This window comes from Janthinobacterium sp. YR213, from assembly GCF_900099875.1.
GTDB lineage: Bacteria > Pseudomonadota > Gammaproteobacteria > Burkholderiales > Burkholderiaceae_D > Janthinobacterium > Janthinobacterium lividum.
This window is the reverse complement of sequence record NZ_FNDA01000001.1, coordinates 914,104-935,365: the sequence shown is the minus strand read 5'-3', so window position 1 is coordinate 935,365 and position 21,262 is coordinate 914,104. Positions and strand designations below refer to the sequence as shown.

The 21,262-nt window shown below is 62.0% G+C and carries 22 protein-coding genes; 10 read left to right on the top strand and 12 right to left on the bottom strand.

The window, feature by feature from the left end; translation table 11 throughout:
* Positions 1-44 precede the first annotated feature (44 nt).
* Together BLT98_RS04150 and BLT98_RS04145 are read left to right on the top strand one after the other, a co-directional pair.
* Positions 45-707, top strand: a complete 663-nt coding sequence (locus BLT98_RS04150) for a DUF2625 family protein (RefSeq protein WP_092605460.1) — start codon at positions 45-47, stop codon at positions 705-707.
* A gap of 235 nt (positions 708-942) precedes the next feature.
* Entirely contained in the window at positions 943-1,401 is a 459-nt protein-coding gene (locus BLT98_RS04145; protein ID WP_081345643.1) for a nuclear transport factor 2 family protein, read from the top strand.
* Between the two features lie 37 nt (positions 1,402-1,438).
* Here the strand turns inward: BLT98_RS04145 and BLT98_RS04140 are convergent, their stop codons facing one another.
* The 3 genes from BLT98_RS04140 to BLT98_RS04130 form a co-directional block, all read right to left on the bottom strand.
* Entirely contained in the window at positions 1,439-2,542 is a 1,104-nt protein-coding gene (locus BLT98_RS04140) for an HD-GYP domain-containing protein (protein ID WP_034781130.1), read from the bottom strand.
* Between the two features lie 54 nt (positions 2,543-2,596).
* On the bottom strand, positions 2,597-3,775 hold the full coding sequence (locus BLT98_RS04135) for a pyridoxal phosphate-dependent aminotransferase (protein WP_092605458.1): 1,179 nt from the start codon (positions 3,773-3,775) through the stop codon (positions 2,597-2,599).
* A gap of 83 nt (positions 3,776-3,858) precedes the next feature.
* Positions 3,859-4,293 carry a putative toxin-antitoxin system toxin component, PIN family gene (locus BLT98_RS04130; protein WP_092605456.1) on the bottom strand — a complete coding sequence of 145 codons (435 nt, stop codon included), beginning with the start codon at positions 4,291-4,293 and terminating at the stop codon, positions 3,859-3,861.
* 30 nt (positions 4,294-4,323) lie between these two features.
* Here BLT98_RS04130 and yaaA point away from each other — a divergent pair, with 30 nt between their 5' ends.
* A complete protein-coding gene (yaaA, locus tag BLT98_RS04125) occupies positions 4,324-5,094 on the top strand; it encodes a peroxide stress protein YaaA (protein WP_070281999.1) in 771 nt (256 codons plus the stop codon).
* Between the two features lie 37 nt (positions 5,095-5,131).
* Here the strand turns inward: yaaA and BLT98_RS04120 are convergent, their stop codons facing one another.
* On the bottom strand, positions 5,132-5,935 hold the full coding sequence (locus tag BLT98_RS04120; protein ID WP_034781139.1) for an outer membrane protein assembly factor BamD: 804 nt from the start codon (positions 5,933-5,935) through the stop codon (positions 5,132-5,134).
* 89 nt (positions 5,936-6,024) lie between these two features.
* Here BLT98_RS04120 and BLT98_RS04115 point away from each other — a divergent pair, with 89 nt between their 5' ends.
* Both BLT98_RS04115 and pgeF read left to right on the top strand, forming a co-directional pair.
* Complete coding sequence (locus tag BLT98_RS04115) at positions 6,025-7,050, top strand: RluA family pseudouridine synthase (protein WP_034781141.1); 1,026 nt, start codon at positions 6,025-6,027, stop codon at positions 7,048-7,050.
* A complete protein-coding gene (pgeF, locus tag BLT98_RS04110) occupies positions 7,050-7,835 on the top strand; it encodes a peptidoglycan editing factor PgeF (protein WP_092605454.1) in 786 nt (261 codons plus the stop codon). Before BLT98_RS04115 ends, pgeF begins: the two co-directional genes overlap by 1 nt.
* A 16-nt stretch (positions 7,836-7,851) precedes the next feature.
* On the opposite strand, the gene BLT98_RS04105 is transcribed toward pgeF, so the two are convergent.
* The gene (locus BLT98_RS04105; protein ID WP_244517377.1) at positions 7,852-8,085 is read right to left on the bottom strand and encodes a hypothetical protein; all 234 of its coding nucleotides are present in this window, start codon (positions 8,083-8,085) and stop codon (positions 7,852-7,854) included.
* Between the two features lie 82 nt (positions 8,086-8,167).
* On the opposite strand from BLT98_RS04105, the gene phaC reads away from it, so the two are divergent.
* Entirely contained in the window at positions 8,168-9,913 is a 1,746-nt protein-coding gene (phaC, locus tag BLT98_RS04100; RefSeq protein ID WP_170846284.1) for a class I poly(R)-hydroxyalkanoic acid synthase, read from the top strand.
* Between the two features lie 225 nt (positions 9,914-10,138).
* Positions 10,139-10,702 carry a polyhydroxyalkanoate synthesis repressor PhaR gene (gene phaR / locus BLT98_RS04095; RefSeq protein WP_010399000.1) on the top strand — a complete coding sequence of 188 codons (564 nt, stop codon included), beginning with the start codon at positions 10,139-10,141 and terminating at the stop codon, positions 10,700-10,702.
* Between the two features lie 92 nt (positions 10,703-10,794).
* Here the strand turns inward: phaR and BLT98_RS04090 are convergent, their stop codons facing one another.
* Positions 10,795-12,324, bottom strand: coding sequence for a hypothetical protein (locus tag BLT98_RS04090; RefSeq protein WP_139179055.1), 1,530 nt, complete (start codon positions 12,322-12,324; stop codon positions 10,795-10,797).
* 373 nt (positions 12,325-12,697) lie between these two features.
* On the opposite strand from BLT98_RS04090, the gene rimO reads away from it, so the two are divergent.
* Positions 12,698-14,053 carry a 30S ribosomal protein S12 methylthiotransferase RimO gene (gene rimO / locus BLT98_RS04085; RefSeq protein WP_170846336.1) on the top strand — a complete coding sequence of 452 codons (1,356 nt, stop codon included), beginning with the start codon at positions 12,698-12,700 and terminating at the stop codon, positions 14,051-14,053.
* 81 nt (positions 14,054-14,134) lie between these two features.
* Here the strand turns inward: rimO and BLT98_RS04080 are convergent, their stop codons facing one another.
* Positions 14,135-14,710: a PEP-CTERM sorting domain-containing protein gene (locus BLT98_RS04080; protein ID WP_092605448.1), complete on the bottom strand. Its 576-nt coding sequence runs from the start codon at positions 14,708-14,710 to the stop codon at positions 14,135-14,137.
* 208 nt (positions 14,711-14,918) lie between these two features.
* On the opposite strand from BLT98_RS04080, the gene BLT98_RS04075 reads away from it, so the two are divergent.
* Positions 14,919-16,085, top strand: a complete 1,167-nt coding sequence (locus BLT98_RS04075; protein WP_092606878.1) for a cystathionine beta-lyase — start codon at positions 14,919-14,921, stop codon at positions 16,083-16,085.
* Positions 16,086-16,121: 36 nt separating this feature from the next.
* On the opposite strand, the gene BLT98_RS04070 is transcribed toward BLT98_RS04075, so the two are convergent.
* Positions 16,122-16,484, bottom strand: a complete 363-nt coding sequence (locus BLT98_RS04070; protein WP_070256844.1) for a DUF4870 family protein — start codon at positions 16,482-16,484, stop codon at positions 16,122-16,124.
* 86 nt (positions 16,485-16,570) lie between these two features.
* Between BLT98_RS04070 and BLT98_RS04065 the strand changes: the two genes are divergently transcribed.
* On the top strand, positions 16,571-18,445 hold the full coding sequence (locus BLT98_RS04065) for a serine hydrolase domain-containing protein (protein WP_170846283.1): 1,875 nt from the start codon (positions 16,571-16,573) through the stop codon (positions 18,443-18,445).
* Positions 18,446-18,449: 4 nt separating this feature from the next.
* Here BLT98_RS04065 and BLT98_RS04060 read toward each other — a convergent pair whose 3' ends face one another.
* Genes BLT98_RS04060 through BLT98_RS29645 form a run of 4 tightly spaced genes read right to left on the bottom strand, consistent with a single transcriptional unit; the run spans position 18,450 to position 21,208 of the window.
* The gene (locus BLT98_RS04060; protein WP_092605444.1) at positions 18,450-18,716 is read right to left on the bottom strand and encodes a hypothetical protein; all 267 of its coding nucleotides are present in this window, start codon (positions 18,714-18,716) and stop codon (positions 18,450-18,452) included.
* Entirely contained in the window at positions 18,713-19,567 is an 855-nt protein-coding gene (locus BLT98_RS04055) for an MbnB/TglH/ChrH family RiPP precursor modification enzyme (RefSeq protein WP_170846282.1), read from the bottom strand. Before BLT98_RS04055 ends, BLT98_RS04060 begins: the two co-directional genes overlap by 4 nt.
* Entirely contained in the window at positions 19,557-20,483 is a 927-nt protein-coding gene (locus BLT98_RS29085) for a TIGR04222 domain-containing membrane protein (protein WP_092605440.1), read from the bottom strand. Before BLT98_RS29085 ends, BLT98_RS04055 begins: the two co-directional genes overlap by 11 nt.
* Complete coding sequence (locus BLT98_RS29645) at positions 20,480-21,208, bottom strand: nucleotidyltransferase domain-containing protein (RefSeq protein ID WP_139179052.1); 729 nt, start codon at positions 21,206-21,208, stop codon at positions 20,480-20,482. Before BLT98_RS29645 ends, BLT98_RS29085 begins: the two co-directional genes overlap by 4 nt.
* Between the last annotated feature and the right edge of the window lie 54 nt (positions 21,209-21,262).

Here is a 21,262-nt window from a genome sequence, read left to right as displayed (position 1 = left end):
CATACTCCGACCGCCGGAAGCGGTCATCGATAAGGTCAGCTGACATGCGTACATTGAATGAATTATTGGATAGTGAAGACCCGGCGTTTCCGCTGATCAGGCAATGGGCCAGCGAGGCCGACATCCCGGTGGAATTGCTGCCGCCCTCGGCCGGCAGGGAAGATGTGCTGCTGAGCCTGCAAGTCACCACGCGTTCACCCCTCGGCGCGATCGCCTACGAAACCGGCGGCATCCTGGTGGATGACGGCTGGCTACGGATATTGGGGTCCGGCCATGACAAGCTGGGCCGGAACATTGTTACGTGGAACGAAGGAAAGGCCGAGGGCTTTCTGTTGGTGGCCGACGACGTGCTCGGCGGCTTTTTTGCCATCAACGGCGGCGCGCTCGGGGCCGACCAGGGCAAGCTGTATTACCTCGCGCCCGAGACACTGGCATGGGAAGCGCTGGAGATCGGCTACACGGCGTTCGTCGAATGGGCTTTTACTCGCCAGTTGCGGCAGTTTTACGGCCGGCAGCCCGGCGATGCGCAGGACTTTGACGAATTGCCCTTGCCCGGCGAACTCTGCCTGAATTTTTATCCATTTCTGTGGACGCAAGAAGGTTCCCTCAAGACCAGCTCGCGGCGCGCCATTCCGGTGGAAGAGCAGTGGGCGCTTAACCTTGATCTGCAACAGAAGTTGCTGGACGCTCCTGCGGGCGCGAACTGAGGCATGGCTTGCGGGCGTATCTGAAGGCATCGCCATGCGCATCCCGGGCCGGCGAAATGGCGTTTCAACCCCCGATTCAAGCGCTTTGTCGCAATGGCCGGCGCGAGAAAAGGGCAAGGGGATAGCATACGCTGGGCTTCTCCATGATGAGTTGCCCGCAAGCGAGTGTCCGATACCGGCGGTGCCGCAGTAATCAACGGATGCTTCTCAATGACCTCGATCAGGATGAATACGCATGAAATTGACCCTTCCACATGTCCTCTCCACTTGTTTGCTGGGCGCCTTGGGCGTGATCGGCAGCGCGCACGCGGCTCCCGCCGATGCCGAACTGGTCGCCTTGGTGCAGCGCCATGCGCAGGCGCAGAGTAACTTTGATCAAGTGGCCTTGAACGCCATCACGGCGGAGAATTATGTGGAAATATCGCCGGTAGGCGAGGTGGACGGGCGTGAAAAAATGCTCGCTTTCTATGCGCCGGAGCAGAAGCGGCCGAGTCCACAGCTCCAGGTCGATGAACCGGTGGTGCGTCTGTTTGGCGATACGGCGCTCATCTCGGCGCGCCTGTCCTACCGTCTCAACCAGGACGGGGCTGCCCGCAGCTTCGCCCTGCGCGCCGGTTATGTCGCCCGGCTTGTCGACAAGCAATGGCTGCTGGTCAGCGCACAGTACACGGGCATCCGCCCGCCGAAACCGTGAAGTCCCCGTGCCTGGCGCCCGGCGTTGCCCGGCCAGCCTACAACCTCGCCTCGTCCCCCCACACATGCCGCATGCTGAAATGCAGGCCGGCATCGTCTTCGTGCAGTGACGACACGATGGCGTAGCGGCTGTCGGCCGTGTCGCGGGGAGACAGTTGTGCCAGCTCGGCCGGGGCCAGCGGCGCGCCCAGTGGGTCGCTGAGCGGATGCACGTGGCCGGCGCCCCGTTGCGTCACCACTCCCAGCTCGCCGCTGCGCAGCCGCACCAGGGTGCCGGGCGGATACTTGCCCAGCAAGTTGACGAACTGTTCGCCCAGCAGCGCGTCGATGGGCACGCCCTGGTCGAGGAAGATATGCTGCAGCGCCTGGTCGGGCACGATGGAGCGGCGGTAGTTGCGCGCCGAGACGCGGGCGCAATAGCGGTCGGCCAGGCCGATCAGCTTGGCATTTTGCAGGATTTCATCGGCCGTACGCCCCTGCGGGTAGCCGCTGCCATCGTCGTTTTCGTGGTGCAGGAGCACGCAACTCAGCCATTCCTCGTCATCGACGCCGGCGCAGCGCAGCAATTCCGCGCTTTCCTGCGGATGCTGGCGCACGATGCGCATTTCGTCGTCATTCAGGGGGCCGCGCCGGTCCTGGAAACTGTCGTGGTGGCGCAGCATGCCCACGTTCATCGTCAGCGCGGCCGCGCCGATCAACAGCAGTTCATCGTGGGACTTGTGCATGCTGCGGCCCACCAGCATGGCCAGCAAGGCCGTTTCGATGCAGTGGCGCACGGCGTAGCTGCCGGCGATCTGGTTGAGCAGGATGCTGGCCAGGGCGATATCGGCATCGTGTTCCAGCGCGCGCAGCAGTTCGCGGGCGATGTCGCGCACGTCGCGCTCGGCATTGTTTTCGCTGCGCAAGGCCAACAGCAAGCGTTCCAGGCGCTGCGCCGCCTCGTTGAGCAGGCGCAAGACGGAAGGCTGATCCGGCGTGCCCACATACAGGCCCAGCTGCATTAGCCGCCCCAGCTGTGCGCCATCCGTGATGATCTGCCCCTTGCGCAGTTGCGGGCCGGCACTATGGTCGGCGAGAAACAGATCCCAGGGCAGGGGTTCGCCGGGAACCAGGTCGGCCGGGCCGATGCGACGCTGTACCATGTTGTTGTTCCTCAGTCATTCTCTGCGCCGCAGCGCAGCAGTGCCGTATTTACATTAAATGCTGCGCAGGCGCTCCAGCGCCAGGCGCAAGGTCTCGTCTTTCTTGGCAAAGCAGAAGCGCACGATGCCCGATTCCTTGCCCTGCGCATAAAACGCGGACACGGGAATGGCGGCCACCTTGATTTCCGCCGTCAGCCATTCGGCGAACTGCGCTTCGGTCTCTTGCGAAATAGCATCGTAGCGCACGCACTGGAAATACGTGCCGTCGGCCGGCAGCAGGCTGAAGCGGCTGCCCGCCAGGCCATCGCGGAACAGGTCGCGTTTGCGCTGGTAAAACGCGGGCAAGTCCAGGTAGGGCTGCGGGTCCGCCATGTAGGCGGCCAAGCCGTGCTGCATCGGCGTGTTGACGGTAAAGACGTTGTACTGGTGCACCTTGCGAAATTCCGCCGTCAAGGCGGCCGGGGCCGCCACATAGCCGACCTTCCAGCCCGTCACGTGATACGTCTTGCCAAAGCTGGAAACGATGAAGCTGCGCGCCGCCAGTTCCGGGTTGCGCGAGAGCGACGCATGCGGCACGCCGTCGTACACCATGTGCTCGTAGACTTCGTCGGACAGGATCAAAATTTGCGTGCCGCGCACGATGTCGGCCAGCGCGGCCACATCGGCAGGGCGCAAAATCGTGCCCGTCGGATTGTGCGGCGTGTTGATGATGATCAAACGCGTCTTGCTGCTGACGGCGGCGGCCAGCTTGTCCCACGGCACGCTGTAGCCCTCTTCGCCCACCTGCATCGACACCAGCACGGGCACGCCGCCGGCCAGCGCGATGGCGGGCAGATAGCTGTCGTAGGCCGGTTCGATGACGATGACTTCATCGCCCGGGTGCACGCAGCACAGGATGGCCGTGGTGAGCGCCTGCGTGGCGCCGGCCGTGACGGTGATTTCCGTGCCTGCGTCATAGCTGTGGCCGTACAGGCTGGCGATCTTCGCGGCAATGGCTTCGCGCAGGGGGGCGGCGCCCGTCATCATCGGATACTGGTTATGGCCGGCGCGCATGGCGTCGCTGACGAGGTCGACCAGTTCTGGGGCGCAATCGAAATCGGGAAAGCCCTGGCCCAGGTTGACGGCGCCGTGCTGGGCCGCCAGGCTGGACATGCGGGTAAACACGGTGGTACCCACGAGAGGCAGGCGGGTGGTCAGGGCGGGAGTCGGGTAGGGCAGGGACGGGCTGTTCATGAACGGTAGGGTCGCGGTGCGGAAAGTGGAATCGTTTCCCATTCTAGCGCAGCGCGCCCCGTTGCGTGTTGGGCTTTGGCGCCTCAGCCTGGCAATGCCCAGCCTTCCGGCACCATGATCTTGAACATGCCGGCCTTGGCCGTCTTGCGGGCCAGTTTCAGCAGGGCCTTGTCCTTGGTGATGAGGATGTCGGCGTTGGCGTCGCGCGCCAGTTCGAGGAATTTCTGGTCATCCTTGTCCGTGCAGACGGGCAGGCGCACGCCGGAGACGGGCGGCGCCACCACGCTGATATGCGCGTCGAAGCGGGCGGCGGCAACGGCGCGGCTGGCTTCATCGAGCGGCAGATGCTTGTAGTGCAACACGACCAGATATTCCGCGCGGCAATCTTCGCGCGTGATGGCGTGCACGGCGCCGCTTTCCATGGCCGCCAGCAGGGTGGCCCAGCGCGGGTCGTTGAAGACGAACAGGTCGAGGCAAACGTTGGTGTCGAGGACGAGTTTTTGTGGAGCAGGTATCATGTCGGCAATTCTATTCTGTAGTGATAATTTATGTTGATCGTGCTTTCGCCCGCCAAGAGTCTCGACCTGGAGACGCCGCCAACAACCTCGTTGCACAGCACCCCCGATTTTCTCGACCATTCCGCCCAGCTGATCGAGCGCATGCGCCAGTTCTCGCCTGCCGAAGTGGGCAGCCTGATGGGCATTTCCGACGCCTTGTCCGCCTTGAACGTGGCCCGCTACGCTTCCTGGACGCCCAAGCTGGCGGAAGCGCGCCAGGCCATCATGGCTTTCAATGGCGACGTGTATGCCGGTTTCGAGGCCCGCAGCCTGCAGCCGGCCCAGCTCGACTATGCCCAGTCGCGCGTGCGCATCCTGTCGGGCCTGTACGGCTTGCTGCGCCCGCTGGACCTGATCCACCCGCACCGCCTGGAAATGGGCACGCGCCTGTCGACCGCGCGCGGCAAGGATCTGTACGCGTTCTGGGGCGACACCATCACCAATGGACTGAACCGCACGGCCAGGGAGCAGGGGGCAAAAGTGCTGGTCAATCTCGCTTCCGAAGAATATTTTAAATCCGTCAAGCCGCGCCAGCTGGACGTGCCCGTCATCGCGCCCGTGTTCGAGGACTGGAAGAACGGCAAGTATAAAATCATCTCGTTCTACGCCAAGCGCGCGCGCGGCATGCTAGCCCGCTATGCGGCAGTCAACCAGATCCGCGACCCGCAGCAGCTGAAGCAATTCGATGTCGATGGCTATGGTTTCGTGCCGGAAGCGTCGAACGATACGAGCTGGGTGTTCCGGCGCAAGGTTGGCGAATAAGTAAAAAAACCGGGCTAGCCCGGTTTTTTATTGCAGCTTACTGCCAGAATTTCCACCATTTGCGTTCCTTGTTCACCCCTTCCGGGCTGAGGAATGCCGTGTTCGGGTAGTTCTTGGTCAGCACGCGCAAGGCATCGTCGCGCAAGTCGGTCAAGCCCAGCTTGTCATACGAGCGGTACATGATGAACAGCGCTTCTTCGATGGCCGGCGAGGCACGGAAGTCGCTGACCGTCGTTTGCGCGCGGTTGGCGGCGGCCAGGTAGGCGCCGCGGCGGAAGTAATAGCGCGCCACGTGCACTTCGTATTTCGCCATGGCATCGATCAAATAGTTCATGCGGGCCAGCGAATCGGGCGCATATTTACTATTTGGGAACTTGTCGACCAGTTGCTTGAAGGCCGCAAACGCTTCGCGCGTAGCTTTCGGGTCGCGCTCGGTCGGGTCTTGCTCGTACAGGAAGTTCAGGAAGCTGATCTGGTCGTTAAAGCTGATCAGGCCACGCAAGTAGTACATATAGTCTACATTGGCGTGGTTCGGATGCAACTTGATGAAGCGTTCGACGGCAGCCAGTGCCTGCGCCTGGTCTCCCGACTTATAATACGCGTAAGCGATCTCCATCTGCGCTTGCAGAGCATAGTTGCCGAAAGGATAGTTAGCCTCCAGCTTCTGGAACAGGCCGATTGCAGCTTCATAGTGCTGCCCGGCCATTTCTTCACGCGCCTCCGAGTATAATTTCGTAACGGACCAGTTTTTGGTCTCATCCACTTTTTCAGGCAACAAGCTGCAAGCGGACATGCCGAGCAGAACGACTGAAGCGACTACCAACGATAATTTTTTTTGCATGACGTTTTGCAAGAAGGTTTTAACCAAGATTTTACAATAGGCTGATTATAGCCGATGGGAATGCTGTGATATTAACTCCGAAGCCTAATTTGGCTGACCCCGCGTTTGACTCCCTTTCTGACCATGCTGCCGAAGAGGCGTTTGACGGCGATTTTGCCGCCGACGACGTCTTCGAGGAAATGGCCCCGATTACATTGGAACTGACGCCGGACGCCTGCGGCCACCGCCTCGATAAAGTCATCGCCCAGCTGGTGCCGCAATACTCGCGCAGCCGCTTGCAATTGTGGCTGGAAGCCGGTTTCGTGACCGTCGATGGAAAAGTTGCCAAACGCAACATGACCGCCTATGGCGACGAGAAGATCGTCATTCTGCCGCAAAGCGCGCCGGAAGACGAGGCTTTTAAGCCGGAAGCGATGGAATTGAACATCGTGCACGAAGATGAGCATATCATCGTCATCAACAAACCGGCCGGACTGGTCGTCCATCCGGGCCCTGGCAACTGGTCGGGCACCTTGCTCAACGGCTTGCTGCACCACTGTCCGCAGCTGGCAGGCGTGCCGCGCGCCGGCATCGTGCACCGCCTGGACAAGGATACGAGCGGCCTGATGGTCGTCGGCAAGACGCTGGCCTCGCAAACGGACCTGGTGCGCCAGTTGCAGGCGCGCACCGTCAAGCGCGAGTATTTCGCGCTCGTGTGGGGCACGCCGAAAATGGCGGGCACCATCGATGCGTCCATCGCGCGCCACCCGCGCGACCGCGTCAAGATGGCTGTCTCGGAGAATTTCACCGCCAAGCCTGCCATCACGCACTATGAATTGATCGGCAGCGGCGAACTCGATCGCCGTCCTGTGAGCCTGATGCAATGCCGCCTGGAAACAGGCCGCACGCACCAGATCCGCGTGCACATGCAGCACCTGGGCTTTGCGCTGGTCGGTGACTACGTGTACGGCAAGCAGCACCTGGTGTCCGTCTTCTCGCGCCAGGCACTGCAGGCGCGTCGCCTGGGCCTCGTGCATCCGGGCACCCTGGAAGCGTGCGAGTGGATCGTGCCGCTGGCCGATGATTTCGCTCAGCTGATCGCCACCGCCGGCATTCCCGAGCCGGAACAGGTCTGATGACGGCTGCCTTGCCTTATATCACTCCCCATTGGCCAGGCTTGCCCGCGAACGTGGGCGCGCTGGCGACCGTGCGCGCGGGCGGCGTCAGCCAGGGTCCGTATGGTGACGGGCAGGGCGGTGGCGGCTTGAACCTGGGCACGCACGTGGGCGATGATCCTGCGCACGTGCTGGCCAACCGCGCGCGGCTGGCGACCGTCTTGCCAGCGCAGCCGGCCTGGCTGTCGCAGGTGCATGGCGTGGCCGTGGCCGATGCCGGGAAGCTGGACGGTTGCGTGCCCGATGCCGACGCCAGCGTAGCAGCGCAGCTTGGCGCCGTGTGCGTCGTGATGACGGCTGATTGCCTGCCGGTGCTGTTTTGCTCGACGGATGGTATGGTGGTCGGCGCGGCCCATGCGGGCTGGCGCGGCTTGGCCAACGGCGTCTTGCAGCGCACGGTGGACAGCATGCGCGCGCAGGGCGCGACGGATATCCTTGCCTGGCTGGGGCCGGCGATTGGTCCGCAGCAATTCGAAGTGGGACACGACGTGTTGCAAGCGTTCCGCGACGGCGCGCGAGATGATGTCGAGCGGCAAGTATTGAGCTCCGCCTTCGTCGCCATCGCTGGCAAGCCGGACAAGTACCTGGCCGACATCTATGCGCTGGCGCGCACCATGCTGCTGCGCGATGGCGTGGCGCAAGTGGCGGGCGGGGAATATTGCACCGTCAGCGATGCGGCGCAGTTTTACTCGTACCGGCGCGATGGCGTCACGGGACGACAGGCCAGCTTGATCTGGCGCAAATAATCTGCACGGCAGACACTTATGTGTCTGCCGTTTTTGTTTTATCGTCTGCTGAGGCCAGTGCGCGGGCATGCAGTTCCGCGATGCGCGCCGCCTTGCGTTTGCGTCTCCTTGAGCCCGTCAGATAGAATAGGATGGACAGCGGGATGACGCAGTACAGCACGAAGGTCATCACCCCGGCGACGATGGACGGTTCCGTCAGCGCCATGAGGCCGACGACATAGATCCAGGCAACAGCGGTCATGAGCATCATTGGTATTGCCAATTAGTAAGAGTTTGCATGCAGGTGGCCCGGAAGTAATTATTTATCAATTCTTGAATGGATTTATATAGCTATGAACATGCCCGATCCTCAAATGATGACCAAGGAATGGATGGCGCAGATCAGCAATCCTGAACAGTGGAAGACGTGGTTCAACATGGTACCGCAGCCCCAGGGCAATCCGATTGCCGGCATTTTGCAGGATGCGGGCGCCAGCATCAAGCCGGAAGCGATCGAGCAACTGAAAAATGCCTACGTGGCCAAGCTGACGGGCTTGTGGGCTGACTTTATGGCCGGCAAGGCGCCGGAATTGAAAGACCGCCGTTTCTCCGCGCCCGCCTGGCACGCCAGTCCCCTGTCGGCCTTCAATGCGGCAGCCTATTTGCTGAACGCGGAGTTTCTCAGCGCCATGGCCGATGCCGTGGAAGCGACGCCGCACCAGAAGCAAAAGATTGCGTTTGCCGTGCAGCAAATCGTCGACGCCATGTCGCCCGCCAACTTTCTTGCCACCAATCCCGACGCCCAGCAAACCCTGATCGAGACCAAGGGCGAAAGCCTGGCCAAGGGCTTGAGCAATATGCTGGCCGATATGGGCAAGGGCCGCATTTCGCAGTCCGACGAATCGGCCTTTGAAGTGGGCCGCAACGTGGCCACCACGCCGGGCACGGTGGTGTTTGAAAATGCCTTGTTCCAGCTGATCCAGTACACGCCAAGCACCCCCACGGTACACCAGCGGCCGTTGCTGATGGTGCCGCCATGCATCAATAAATTCTATATCCTTGACTTGCAGCCGGAAAACTCGCTCGTGCGCTATGCGGTGGAGCAGGGCAATACCGTGTTCCTGATGTCCTGGCGCAATCCGGACATGAGCATGCAGCACCTGACGTGGGACGATTACGTCGAGCAAGGCGTGATCGAAGCGATCCGGGTCACGCAGGATATTTCCGGCCAAGAAAAGCTCAACATGTTTGGCTTTTGCGTCGGCGGCACCATCGTCTCGACGGCGCTGGCCGTGCTCAAGGCGCGGGGCGAGAATCCGGCCGCCAGCCTGACCCTGTTGACCACCTTCCTCGATTTCTGCGACACGGGCGCGCTCGACGTCTTTATCGATGAGCCGCAAGTGGCGCTGCGCGAGCAAACCCTGGCCAAGGGCGGCCTGATGTCGGGCCGCGACCTGGGCAGTACCTTCTCGAGTTTGCGGCCGAACGACCTCGTGTGGAACTACGTGCAGTCGAATTACCTGAAGGGCAAGGAGCCGCCCGCGTTTGACTTGCTGTACTGGAATGGCGATGGCACCGGCTTGCCTGGCCCCATGTTCTGCTGGTATCTGCGCAACACTTACCTGGAAAACAGCCTGAAAGTGCCGGGCAAGCTGACGGTGGCGGGGGAAAAGGTCGACTTGAGCAGTATCGACGCGCCCGCTTTCATCTACGGTTCGCGCGAAGACCATATCGTGCCCTGGGGCGCGGCGTATGCCAGCACGGCTGTGCTGAACCCGAAAAAACCGAAAGCCAACCGCTTCATCCTCGGCGCTTCGGGCCACATCGCCGGCGTGATCAATCCTGCCTCGAAGAAAAAACGCAGCTACTGGAGCAATGACGCAGGCAAAGGCGTCCGCACGGCGAAAGCCAAGCCCTTGACTGCCGAGCAGTGGATGGAAGGCGCGACAGAGCACGTGGGCAGCTGGTGGCCTGAATGGGCGGCCTTCCTGGCCGAACACGGCGGCACGCAGGTGAAGGCGCCTGGCAAGCCGGGCAACAAACGCCACGCGGCAATCGAGCCGGCGCCGGGGCGGTATGTTAAAGTCAGGGCGGACTAGTTTACAAAAGCTTCTGGCCTGGCAAGACCGGCGTAATCTCCGGTCTTGTCAAGAATCTACTTTTAGTTGCGTTGCAATAAATGCGGGAATCTACTACCCTGATGTGCAATGGAGCCGTTTTCCACTCTATAATGGAAAACGTAGGCAGGTGCGAAAGCGGACCCACGTTCGCTTTTTTTTCGGATTAACTCAGTATGCGCTGCGGCGCAATAAGTGGAACTTGTGATGAGTAGTGCAAAAAAAAGTATAGACCGCCTGATTAAAAAATATCCCAACCGCCGTCTGTATGACACGCAAACCAGTTCCTACATCACCTTGACGGACGTCAAGCAGCTGGTGTTGGACAATGAGGTGTTTACCGTCGTCGATGCCAAGTCCAATGAAGATTTGACGCGCAGCATCTTGTTGCAAATCATTTTGGAAGAGGAAGCGAACGGCGCGCCCATGTTCTCGAGCAGCGTGCTGTCGCAGATCATCCGCTACTATGGCCACGCCATGCAGGGCATGATGGGATCCTACCTGGAAAAGAACGTGCAAGCGTTCACCGATATCCAGCACAAATTCACGGGCACGTCGGCCGGCAGTTTCGAAGGCAAGCCATTCAGCCCGGAAATGTGGACCCAGTTCATGAATGTCCAGGGCCCGATGATGCAAGGCATGATGAACAACTACATCGACCAGAGCAAGAGCCTGTTCGTGCAGATGCAGGAACAGATGCAGAGCCAGAGCAAGAATCTGTTCGGCACGTTCCCGTTTGTGCCGCCAGTGCCGCCGACGGACAAAAAATAAGTTGATCCGGTTTTTACGTCGCACAACGGCACAGGAGTTCCTGTGCCGTTGTGCTTTGCGGATGTCATGCCGGCGGCTGCCGATGCTGCATGCTATTGCTTCAGTTGTTGCAGCGTGGAGAGCAGGTCCTGGTTTGAATGCTCGAGCTTCCATGTTTTGCCATTGTCCATGGAACTGTAAATGCTGACGCGACCCTTGAAATCTTCCTGGATATTGAGCGCAAGGCCGGAAGGGAAAATCATTGGCGTCTGACGCAATGTATATGGTGCATACGGCCCCCAGGTTTGACCATCGTCGCTGCTGACCAGCAGTGCGCCCTCGTTATACATGCCCGCTTCCATCAGCAATCTGCCGTCATTGAGCGGCGCCACGGGCGACATCAGGACTTTGAACGGCGAAACGATCGTCTTCCAGTTCTGGCCGCGATCCCGTGAAATATAGGCGTCGGGAAATCTTCCTGCCAAGCCAGCCGCTACCAGAACGCTTTCCGTCCCATTCGGTTGATGGGTAAATTGCGTCAGGTTTTTCTTGTGCGGACTAAAGCGTTCGGTCAACTTGCCCGTGCTGTAATCGAGTTCGCCGATCAAGCCGCTTTCCAGCGCATAGCCGATGCGGCCCGCGTCTTGCCACGTCCAGAGCAAGCCCGGGCCATGCAGCCAGGATCCGGGCAAGGTGGCGTGGTACACGGATCGCCAGTCGCCAGCGTCCAGCTGGTTCGCATGGAAAATGTTCAACTCGTCTCCCTTGCGATGCATCAGGTACCAGCCATCCCTGGGGGTGCCCCCGATGCGCAGCAGATTGCCGGGCGGTAGGTTGCCTGTATCGACAGGTGACAGCTGCTCACTGTCACGCGCCTTGCGGAGCAGGGAACCGGATTCGCCTACCGCAATCAATTCGGCATTGGGCAGGTCGACAGGAAACACGCAGGACAGAGACTCAACCGATGGCGCATTGAGGATGCTCCATAGCCCTTGCGTCGAGCGCATCAGGACGGCACCCATGCGGCTGGCGGCAGCCACCCGGCCATCGGGCATTTCGGTGGTGCACTCGGCCCCAGCCGGGTGGGCGCGGGCAAATTGCTCGACATCGTCCTGGGCGTGGCGTGGCGTGCTCCAGCCAGGAGCCGCAGCAGCGCCGAACATGGCGTTGTAGTCAGGGGCAAAGCGCCGGATCAATTCCGCATTCGATGCCACCTGGGCGCTACGGCCGTATTGCACGCCGTAATTGCCGCGTGTCACAATCAGCCGGCCCAGATCCGTCGATTTGCCCGCTTCGATCTTGAAGCTTCCCACGATGGTCGAGTACACATGCAAGAGCTTGTTGGCACGGGTATCGATCAATTCGACAAACTCATACTCGCCAGGCGGCAGGGCGCCAAGGAACAGGGACGTATCGCCTGCCATCGCGCTCTCGACCTTTTTCATCACCAGGTTTTCGGAAACCAGCTTGAAATCACTGCGCTGCTCCCCCGCCACGACACGGCGTAACTTGATCATATTGAAACCGTAAATATCTTTGGTATTCGATGTGATGCTGACCGCCACCGGGGTTTCTCCCGATTGTGCTTGCATTTTCAGTGGATCAACCACCGAGGTGTTGACGGCGCAGCCGTTCAGCAGCAATGCGCTCAAACCGCAAGCCGCGACAGCCAGGCGCCGCGCTTTCAGATTGGAAATGGAAAAAGACATGGGACTCATTTAGTTTTTTAAAAAACAATTATATGCCAGTCATTAGTTTCTTTGTGGCATTATTTTTTAATTTCTTGATACCGGTGATGCGTGGCGGAACCTGCTTCAAGCACTGACCTGATGGCAGTGACCGGAACATAGTTGCGGTGGAAGCGTTGCAGATGCGCCAGCAAAAGGAGTCCGCGCTGACAGCAAGGGGCGGCTCGGGGTACAATAGCCGATTCGCCTCACCATTTTCTAGCTGCCAACTATGTCTGAAATTCACCGTATTCCCGTTCCTTCCGCCCAGCCCGAGGCCATGCTGGCCATGCCAGGTGCGGCGCCGAAAGTGGGCTTTGTCTCGCTCGGCTGCCCGAAAGCGCTGGTCGACTCCGAACAAATCCTGACCCAACTGCGCGCCGAAGGCTACGAAACGGCGAAATCCTACGCTGGCGCCGATCTGGTGATCGTCAATACCTGCGGTTTTATCGATGCTGCCGTGCAAGAGTCGCTCGACGCCATCGGCGAAGCGCTGGCTGAAAACGGCAAAGTGATCGTGACCGGTTGCCTGGGTGCCAAGAAAGATGCTGCCGGCGACGACATCATTATGAAGGTGCACCCGAAAGTGCTGTCCGTCACGGGCCCGCACGCGCTGGCCGAAGTGATGGATTCCGTCCACTTTCACCTGCCGAAACCGCACGCGCCATTCCTCGACCTGGTGCCGCCGCAAGGCGTCAAGCTGACGCCGAAGCACTATGCCTACCTGAAAATTTCCGAAGGCTGCAATCACCGCTGCAGTTTCTGCATCATCCCATCGATGCGCGGCGACCTCGTCTCGCGTCCGATCGGCGAACTGATGATCGAAGCGGAAAACTTGTTCAAGGCCGGCGTCAAGGAATTGCTGGTCATTTCGCAAGACACCTCCGCGTATGGCGTGGACGTGAAATTCCGTTCCGGCTTCTGGAACGGCCGTCCCGTGAAAACCCACATGACGCAGCTGACGGAAGCGCTGGGCGAACTGGCCAAGTCTTACGGCGCCTGGGTGCGCCTGCACTATGTGTATCCATACCCGCACGTGGACCAGATCATCCCGATGATGAGCGGCGGCCACATCCTGCCTTACCTCGACATTCCGATGCAGCATGCGCATCCTGACGTGTTGAAACGCATGAAGCGTCCGGCCAGCGGCGAGAAAAACCTCGACCGCATCCAGGCCTGGCGCGCGATCAACCCGGACCTGACGATCCGCTCGACCTTCATCGCCGGTTTCCCAGGCGAAACGGAAGCGGAATTCGAGTACTTGCTGGACTTCCTCAAGGAAGCGCAGATCGACCGCCTCGGCTGCTTCGCCTATTCGCCTGTCGAAGGCGCGACCGCCAACGCCATCGCCAACCCCGTGCCGGAAGAGCTGCGCGAAGAGCGCCGCGGCCGCGTGATGCTGCTGCAGGAAGAAATCTCGAAAAAACGCCTGCAAGCCAAGGTCGGCAAGACCGTGCGCGTGCTGATCGATGAAGTCACCCGCTCCGGCGGCGTGGGCCGCTCGTCCGCCGACGCGCCGGAAATCGATGGCGTCGTGTATGTGAAGCCGCCATTCGAGCCGCACCGCAAGCTAGCGGTCGGCCAGTTCGTCGATGTCACAATTACGTCCGCAGATGCGCATGACCTGTGGGGTGCTGCAGAGTAACGCTGTCTTGGTTGACCGATCGCGTTGATGTTGTTCTGCAAAGAGGGATCGCCAGTTGGCGGTCCCTCTTTTTTTCGTGTTTTAAATGGCGCGGCGCCGGCGCCGCATCCAGCTGATACCGGCCAGGCCCAGCATCAGCATGGCATAGGTTTCAGGTTCGGATACGGGGAGCAGCACGGGACTCATCGTCAGCCTGGTGTCGGGCGACCAGCGTACGCGGATGCTGTTCGAACCGGGATCGAAAGGATGGTAATAGGTGTAGGCGAAAGAGTCGCCCGTCTTCAAGGTGCCAAAATCGATGGTATCGGGATAGCTGCCGGCGAAATACGCTGAAATCTTCAAGCCGCCTTCAGCCGAATACTCCAGTACATTGACGCCGCAGCGCATGTAGATATTGCCATTGTTGCAGTCGTGGTAGTAGTTCTGTCCATTGAACACCAGGTTGTAGGCTTCGTTTTTCGTGATGATATTGTCGCCATTGGCATTGTTGACATTAAAGCTTCCTTCCAGTCGCAAGTCGGGGTTCCATGCGCCGCCGTTCAAGTCATCATAAAAACCGGTATAGGAAAAATTGACCAGGTAAGGCGTGGCCGGAGCGGCCAGCGCCGTCGTCGTGGCCGCGGCCAGGGCGCAAGCCAGTACTGCATTTCTCAACATGGGATATCCCTTCAGATTGAAGTGTATAAATTCAAAATATTAAAAATAAAGCATGCAAATAATACATGATGAATATTAAGCCACTATCGGATTTATTCTTTCATTCACCATGCGCCTGACGCCAGTTGTACGGCGGTTTCTGAGCAAAGCCCTTACAATCAAGGCGGAACGGCAATTGCTGATCCGCCTTTTTTTATTTGCCGACACCATGACCACACCCAAATCTCCGCAAACCGCGCTGATCCACAGCGATTACCAGGCGCCGCAAGGCTTTGCCGCGTTTCCCAACGCCATCCATCACGCATCGACCGTGCTGTTCAAGGATGTGGCGGCCATGCGCTCGGGCGACTGGAAAGAGAAGAATGCCTATACCTACGGCTTGCACGGCACACCCACCACCTTCACGCTGGAAGCGCGGCTGGCCGAGATCGAAGGGGGCAAATATTGCCTGCTGGCGCCGTCGGGCCTGGCGGCCATCGCCATGGCGGACTTTGCCCTGCTGAAAACGGGCGACGACGTCTTGTTGCCGGAAAATATCTACAACCCGAACCGCGAACTGGGACGCTGGCTGTCGCAGGACTTCGGCATCACGGCCCGCTATTACGATCCGCTCATCGGCGCCGGCATCGCCGGCTTGATCCAGGAGAATACCAAGCTCATCTGGACGGAAGCGCCCGGTTCCGTGACGATGGAAGTGCCGGACTTGCCCGCCATCTGCGCGGCCGCCCACGCGCGCGGCGTGCTGGTAGCGTTGGACAACACCTGGTCGGCCGGCCTGGCCCTGCGCGGCTTTGAGCTGGGCGTGGACATCATCATGCAGGCGCTGACGAAATACCAGTCGGGCGGCTCCGATGTGCTGATGGGCGCGCTCATCACGCGCGAGCGGGCGCTGCACGACCGCCTGGCGCAGGCGCACATGCGTCTGGGCATGGGCGTGGGGGCGGACGACGCCTACCTGCTGCTGCGCGGCTTGCCCACCATGAAACTGCGCTTCGACGCCCACGATGCGGGCGCGCGCACGGTGGCCGCCTGGCTCAAGGGACGTAGCGAAATTGCCACGGTGCTGCATCCGGCTTTCGAGGATTGCCCCGGCCACGCCATCTGGCGGCGCGACTTCACGGGCGCGGGCGGCCTGTTTTCCGTGCTGTTCGATGCCCGCTACACGGAGGCGCAGACGGACCGCTTCGTCGATGCCTTGCAGTTGTTCAAGATTGGCTACAGCTGGGGTGGCGCAAACAGTCTGGTGATGCCGTACCGCATCGCGGCCATGCGCAAGGGTTGGAAGTTGCCGGGCCAGCTGGTGCGCCTGAACGTGGGACTGGAAGATCCGCAGGATCTGATCGCCGATATCGAACGGGCGTTCGCGGCGATGTAGGCAGCGGCAAGCCGTTGGCTTGCCGCGAAGCACCTTTTACATGGGCACGGGCTTGTTGTTGTTCAGGTCGAGGAAGCCGCGCAGCAAGCGGTAGGCTTTCCACAGCCAGGCCACGCCCCACACGATGAGTGCCAGCGGAATGCCGATCAGCGTGATCCACAGGATGGCGCCGACGACGATCCAGGCCGCATACCACCAGAAGGAACGGATCATCCAGCTGTGATGGCTGTGCACGAAGGTCCCGGCCGCCTCGTCCCGCTTCACATAATTGATGATGAGCGGAATGAAGGAAAACGCGCCCAGCGAAAACACAAAGCTGGCGCCATGTATCAGGTACAACCACCAGGCCAGGTTCTTGGTCTGCTGGAGTTGGGTATCCAAAATAATATCTTGTGACATGAAAGCTCCCGTCGTTGCTCAATTTTTAATTGTAACAAGCAAAGCGGCACGGGAGCGCAGTCCATGCAAAAAGGCAGAATACATTGTTGAAACGAGATCGCTATCCCACCCTGGCCGCGCGCGCCAGGTCATGGCTGCGCCAGGCCTTGCCGGCCTTGCTGCTGTGCGCCAGCGTGGCCCACGCCGCCGCCCCCCTGGAAGCGGAGTTTGCCGCCGGCTTGAAGGAAGAGGGCCTGGGGGGCGCTGTCTGGAGTGAAGTTTTGCCCGACGGAACAGTCAAAGTTGGCGCGTCCGGCTTGCGCGATGCTGCCAAGCAAATACCCATGCAGGCGGACACGCGCATGCAGGTGGGCTCCGTGGGCAAGGTGGCGCTGGCGCTGGGCATCTTGCGCCTGGTCAGCGAAGACCGGCTCACGCTCGACACGCCCTTGCAGCAGGTGCTGCCGGAACTGGCGCTGAAAAACCCGTGGCAAGCCAGCGATCCTGTGCGCATCCGCCACCTGCTGGCGCACACGTCCGGCCTCGATAACGTGCGCTTCTGGCAGGCGTTCAGCCTGAACCCGGCGCCGGACATGCCGCTGGCCGAGGCGTTTGACGGCGGCCGCAATCTGCTGCGCGTGCGCGCGCGGCCCGGCAGCCGTTATGCGTATTCGAACATGGGCTATGGCTTGCTGGGCATGGTGATCGAGAAAGTCACGGGCCAGCCGTACGAGCGTTACCTCGATGCGCAGCTGCTGCAGCCGCTGGGCATGGTGGACAGCACGTTTGCCTTCGTCACGCAAATGAGCACGCAGGCGGGAGCGCATGCCGACCCGCGCCTGGCCATGGGCCACTTCGAGCATGGCGTGGCGCAGCCGGCCGTGCCCCAATACCTGCGTCCGGCCGCGCAATTTACCACCACGGCGGCCGACATGGGCAAGCTGGCGCAATTCCTCATGGGCGACGGCAAGCTGCAGGACAAGCAATTCATCGACATGGCGCTGATGGGCGCCTTGTCCGAACCGGCCGGTACGGATGCGGCGCAGGCGGGCCTGGCAACGGGCCACGGCCTGGCGCTTGCCGTGCGCGACCGCCACAATGTGGTGGGCGCCTGCCATCCTGGCACGGCCGTGGGTTTCCGCGCCATGCTGTGCATCTATCCGGAGCAGGACAGCGCCTTCTTCGTGGCCTTCAATACGGATGCGGAGCAGGCCGACTATGAACGCTTCAACCGCCTGCTGCTGCGCGACCTGGAGTTGCCGCTGCGCGCGCCGGCCCCGCGCGGCACGCCCGCGCCCACGGTGGAAAACTGGCAGGGCGTGTATGTGCCGTCGCCCAGCCCCATGGCCAGCATGGCCTGGGTCGATGCCGTCTTTGGCTTTACGCGCCTGAAATGGGATGGCGAGTCGCTGTTCCTGATCCCGTTCCAGGGCGAGCCGAAGGAACTGGAACCGGTGGGCGGCTTGCTGTTCCGCGCCAGCGACCGCAGCACGCCGTCGCACGTGCTGATGCAAGAGGATGGCAAGCATGTGCTCAGCGACGGCTTGCGCAGCTATGAGCGCGCATCGATGCTGCGCATGCTGGTGCTGTGGGGCAGCCTGGCCCTGGGTGCTGCCGGCTTGCTGTATGTGCTGGTGGTGGGCGTGTGGCGCGCTGCGCGGCGCAGCCTGGGACGGGGCGACCATCTGTTCGCGCCCTTGCTGTCGCTGCTGGCGCTGCTCTTGCCGCTGCCGTTTTTCTATTTCCAGTCCTACCTGCGCCTGGGCGACGTCACCATCGCCAGCGTGCTGCTGGCACTGGCGACAGGCGCGCTGCCGCTGGCGACGGCGTTCGGCCTGGCGCGCTGCTGGCGCAGCCGCGGCACGGCGGCCGAGGCGGGCTCGTGGGCGAAATGGGATTGGGTGGCCTTGCTGGCGGCCTTGCAGCTGCTGCTGGTGCTGGCCTGGTGGGGGCTGCTGCCGCTGCGGCTGTGGCACTTGTAGGCCGTCAGGTCCAGGCAGCCAGCAGCCGGCGCCACCAGCGCTGCGCCGGCCTGGGCTGGCCGCCCTGTTCGGCGCGTCCGGCCCGTTTGGCGCGATAGCTGGCCGCCGCCATCTGCAGGCCGATGTGGTCCATCGATGCCATGGCATCGACTTCCTGTGGCGACAAGCCCTGTAGCAAGGCTTGCGCACGGGGCTCGCGCAGGAAGGCTGCACGCAGGGCGTCGTCCGTGTACAGCCTTGCCAAATAGGTTTCCAGTGCGGGGGAACTCATGCGTTTCGCCCCGCGCGCAAGGCCGCGCGCGCCAGCTCCAGCTGGTCCAGCACATGCTCGAACGATGGGTAATTGCCGTCGCGTTCGACGATCACCGTCAGGGGCTGGGGCGCCTGGCGCGCCAGCACGGTCAACAGGGCGAAGACGGCGGGCGGCACGTCGTGCAGATGGTCGTCCAGCAGGCGCTGGCCGCCGCCCGGCGCGTCGATCCAGTGGCCGCCGCTCAGGTGCACGGCGCCAACCCTGTCCAGCGGCAAGCGCAGCAGCAGTTCCTCCGGTGCCTCGCCAAAATTGACGGCATTCGCATACAGGTTGTGCAGGTCGAGCAGCAGCGGCACTTGCGCGCCGTGGATGATCTGCGCCAGCCATGCGGCTTCGTCCAGCGTGCTGGCGGGCGGCTGCACCAGGGGGGCGATGTTTTCCATCAGCGGCGCGCTGCCGACGATGCGCGTGGCCAGCGCGATATTGGCGATGGCGCCGGCGGCGCTGTGCGGCGTGCGCGGCGGCGCCGCCAGGTGGCCGATTTCCACGCCGCCGGCGCGCACAAAACTCAGGTGCTCTGACCACGACTCGGCTTGCACCTCGCGCATCAGGCGCGCCATCGCATGCAGGCGGCGCGGGTCGGCCGGTATCGTCGACGCCAGGCCCATGCCCACGCCGTGCAGGCTGACCGGCACCTGGCGCGCCATGCTGCGCAAGGCGTCGATGCCGGCGCGCGCGGCGCGGTAATAGTCGTCGGCGATCACTTCCAGCACGTCGATGTGCGCCAGGTTGGACAGGATGCCGGAAGCGAGTTCGCCGCGCCAGCCCAGGCCGACGCGGTCGCGTGCCGGACTCTTGTCAGCTGCCACAGCCGCCACCACCGCCGCAACCGCCACAGCCGCCGGAAGAGCCGCCACCATCGCCGCCGCCGTCGCCACCGCCCGATGACGAGTCGCCCGAGCTGCTGGACGAGGAGTCTCCGCCCGTGTTTTTCCGGGGTACCGGGTACAGCTCGGCGACATAGGCGTACACGGACACGGGCAGGGCGCCGAGGCCGAAGATGGCGGCCAGCAGTGCCATGTCGGCGCTGCTGCTGCCTGGGTTCAGGCGCGACGAGCGCATGTTCAGGCGGCCAAACAGCATGCGCAAGTCGGTCAGCAGCCGCTGTGCGCTCCAGCTGGTCGCCTGGGTGCGCAAGCCGCGCAGCATGAGCAGGAATATCACCAGCAGCAGGGCCAGGAACAGCAGGTTGTAGTGCTGGCGGCTGATGGCGATGACGGCCTTGACGGCGGCCACCGTCAGCAGCAGGTAGCGCGCGGCCCCGGTGATGCGTTGGCGCCGGCGCAGCAGCCGCGGGCCGACCAGCAATTCCTGCCATTTCAAGGAGTCCAGGTAGGCGCGGCACGATGGCAGCATGTCTGCCTGCTCGGCCAGTTCCCTGCTGTGGGCCTGGCGGCCCAGATACAGCCGCAGCACGTCGCGTTCGATGTCGTGATTGGCGAAGCGCAGGCTGTCGGCGCTGGCCGTTTCCAGCAGCGGGCCATCGGCGCGCAGCAAGCCGCGGTCGACCAGCACGATGGCGGCAATTTTCACGGCTTCGAGGGCGCCGCCGCGCAAGAAGGCGATGCGGTAGGGATCATCGGCCAGCGACAGCTTGGCATGCGGATTGCGCAGCTCCTGGCGTATCAGCAGCTCGCGCGCGAGGTAGTACACGAGCACGCCGAAGATCAGGTAGGCCAGCAGGAACCATGGCCCGCTCCAGTCAAAGGGATTGAAGCCGTTCACCGCATGTGCTCCGCGTGTTCGCGCAAGTGTCCGGTAATCGTCATCAAGCCCGTAAAGGCGGGCAGGGCTTGCCCCGGCGCCAGGCGCGCCGTTTCGCGCGCCGCCGACATGGCTTGCAAGGCGGAGTGCAGGGCAGGGTCGCCCAGCTGGTAGACAAACGCTTCGAGCGCCTGCTTGCCGGACAGCGCGGACTTGCCCTCCAGCTGCGCCAGCGAGGCCGCCGCCGCGCGCAGCGGACCGGCTGCGTCGGCGATGGCGCCGGCCAGCTGTTCCTCATTCAGGCTCAATAGCATATACCGTTCGCGCATGCGCACCTGCTGGTTGAGCAGCACTTGCCGCAGCCGGCGCAGCACGGCGTCGCGGCTGGTGTGCAGGCTGGCGAAAGGGTCAAGGCCGTGCAGCACCTTGTGGCGCGCGATGATGTCGGCGAACTTGACGGCGAAGGCGTCGGCGGCCTGCGTCAATTCGCCCTCGAGCAGGAACATCACCTGCAAATCGATGGCGGCGTGCGCCAGGCGCAAGGGCCCGCGCAATGTATCGGCCGCCTGCGGCGTAAAACGCTTGAGCAGCAACAGCAGGTTGACGTCGGAGGTGGCGCGCACCTGGCCATCGGCGGCCGAGCCAAACAGCACGGCGGCGGCAAGGTCGTCGCCAAACGCGCTGTGCGCGGCGGCGACAAACACATCCAGGTGGCGTTGTATCTCTTCTGGCAGCGGTGGCGGCATGCGGTGTACTTTCACGATGGGTTGGCGGGATGCGCATAAGTTTGCAATATAGCA

What these genes read in the sequence shown, in the direction of transcription:
- BLT98_RS04150 (WP_092605460.1), top strand. Translation starts at nt 45, where the DNA reads ATGCGTACATTGAATGAATTATTGGATAGTGAAGACCCGGCGTTTCCG.
- BLT98_RS04145 (WP_081345643.1), top strand. Translation starts at nt 943, where the DNA reads ATGAAATTGACCCTTCCACATGTCCTCTCCACTTGTTTGCTGGGCGCC.
- BLT98_RS04140 (WP_034781130.1), bottom strand. Translation starts at nt 2,542, where the DNA reads ATGGTACAGCGTCGCATCGGCCCGGCCGACCTGGTTCCCGGCGAACCC.
- BLT98_RS04135 (WP_092605458.1), bottom strand. Translation starts at nt 3,775, where the DNA reads ATGAACAGCCCGTCCCTGCCCTACCCGACTCCCGCCCTGACCACCCGC.
- BLT98_RS04130 (WP_092605456.1), bottom strand. Translation starts at nt 4,293, where the DNA reads ATGATACCTGCTCCACAAAAACTCGTCCTCGACACCAACGTTTGCCTC.
- yaaA (WP_070281999.1), top strand. Translation starts at nt 4,324, where the DNA reads ATGTTGATCGTGCTTTCGCCCGCCAAGAGTCTCGACCTGGAGACGCCG.
- BLT98_RS04120 (WP_034781139.1), bottom strand. Translation starts at nt 5,935, where the DNA reads ATGCAAAAAAAATTATCGTTGGTAGTCGCTTCAGTCGTTCTGCTCGGC.
- pgeF (WP_092605454.1), top strand. Translation starts at nt 7,050, where the DNA reads ATGACGGCTGCCTTGCCTTATATCACTCCCCATTGGCCAGGCTTGCCC.
- BLT98_RS04105 (WP_244517377.1), bottom strand. Translation starts at nt 8,085, where the DNA reads ATGATGCTCATGACCGCTGTTGCCTGGATCTATGTCGTCGGCCTCATG.
- phaC (WP_170846284.1), top strand. Translation starts at nt 8,168, where the DNA reads ATGAACATGCCCGATCCTCAAATGATGACCAAGGAATGGATGGCGCAG.
- phaR (WP_010399000.1), top strand. Translation starts at nt 10,139, where the DNA reads ATGAGTAGTGCAAAAAAAAGTATAGACCGCCTGATTAAAAAATATCCC.
- rimO (WP_170846336.1), top strand. Translation starts at nt 12,698, where the DNA reads ATGCCAGGTGCGGCGCCGAAAGTGGGCTTTGTCTCGCTCGGCTGCCCG.
- BLT98_RS04080 (WP_092605448.1), bottom strand. Translation starts at nt 14,710, where the DNA reads ATGTTGAGAAATGCAGTACTGGCTTGCGCCCTGGCCGCGGCCACGACG.
- BLT98_RS04075 (WP_092606878.1), top strand. Translation starts at nt 14,919, where the DNA reads ATGACCACACCCAAATCTCCGCAAACCGCGCTGATCCACAGCGATTAC.
- BLT98_RS04070 (WP_070256844.1), bottom strand. Translation starts at nt 16,484, where the DNA reads ATGTCACAAGATATTATTTTGGATACCCAACTCCAGCAGACCAAGAAC.
- BLT98_RS04060 (WP_092605444.1), bottom strand. Translation starts at nt 18,716, where the DNA reads ATGAGTTCCCCCGCACTGGAAACCTATTTGGCAAGGCTGTACACGGAC.
- BLT98_RS29645 (WP_139179052.1), bottom strand. Translation starts at nt 21,208, where the DNA reads ATGCCGCCACCGCTGCCAGAAGAGATACAACGCCACCTGGATGTGTTT.